Origin of the sequence: Halorubrum sp. C191 (assembly GCF_002727095.1) — an archaeon.
Lineage (GTDB): Archaea > Halobacteriota > Halobacteria > Halobacteriales > Haloferacaceae > Halorubrum > Halorubrum ezzemoulense.
This window is the reverse complement of record NZ_NHNZ01000077.1, coordinates 1-1176: the sequence shown is the minus strand read 5'-3', so window position 1 is coordinate 1176 and position 1176 is coordinate 1. Positions and strand designations below refer to the sequence as shown.

At 53.8% G+C, this 1176-nt stretch carries 1 protein-coding gene; it reads right to left on the bottom strand.

The window, feature by feature from the left end; all coding sequences use genetic code 11:
- Positions 1-1176 (bottom strand): PAS domain S-box protein (locus Z052_RS06990; RefSeq protein ID WP_144050009.1); only part of this gene is annotated, 1176 nt, incomplete at both ends.

Below are 1176 nucleotides of genomic sequence, written 5' to 3'. Positions count from 1 at the left end.
GTCGATGTGATCGACTGAGACTTCATCGGTCCACCGGAGTGACTCAGTTCGGCGGTCAAGCTCCCAGCCACCGACATCTGCGACGGTTTGGGTCTGTGAAAGGAACTCGTTGGCCTGCTCAAGTTCTTGACGTTGCTGCTTGCGTGCCGTGACATCACGATATAACCATATGTTCGCTTCACCTTCGGACAGGGTGTAGGGCACGTAATCACGTTCCAACACGCGACCATCTGTGAGTTGGAGTTCCTCGTTTTGAACCAGCTCCCGCTGTTCGAGTCGCTCGGAAATCGCCTCGATGAACGCCTCTGGGTCGGTGAATCGGGATTTGAATTCTTCAGCTGCTGTGGCGCAGTCGCGTCCGATTACTTCCTCACTGTCGATCGGGACACCAAGTGTTTCGCCCAACTGGTCGTTTGCCATGAGTACGTCACGTTCAGCGTCTTCAACGAGTACGCCCATCGGTAGATTTTCGACAATTGTTCGAAGGACAGTATTTGTCTGCTCAAGCTCTTCTTTGCGCTTTTTACGCTCACTGATATCACGCAAAATCCCAACTGACCCCTCGAAAGACTCCCCTTCGTAGGGTAAGACGCCCATGTGATCCTCACAGGGGATTGGCTCCCCTTTGGCGGGCTGGACCTCAATCTCGAACTGTACGCTGTCGGGACCGTTCGACGAAAGAAGCCTCCCGAGGTGACTTTCCGAGCGGTCGACCACCTCCGATGACTTAATTAGTGTTGGTGACGCTCCAATAATTCTCTCACGCTCGTACCCAACCATTTCGATGAACGCGTCGTTCACGTATTCGAACTGTCCTGTTTCATCAAGTACGTAGACCGGGTCGTTGAGAGTCTCGACGAGTGTTCGAAATTGAGTGAGTGCCATCTCCTGTTCCTGTTCCACAGAGCGATCCCGTACCGAACAGACTAGCTCACTGGTCTCCGTCTGAGCAACGGTGTGATCCTCAACGAAGGTCGTTCCGTCGGCTCGGAGTCCAGTTGTCTCCCCGCTCCAGTAGCCGTCTTCGGCGACAGTCGGCAAAATAACGTCCCGCACCATCGCTGTGTCGCTGTCGGGGTAGATCAGTTCCCAGTGTTTCCCCTCCATCTTGTCGGGGTCATATCCGTAGATGTCTGCGTAGGCCTGATTGACGTAAATATACTCACCGTCCTCATT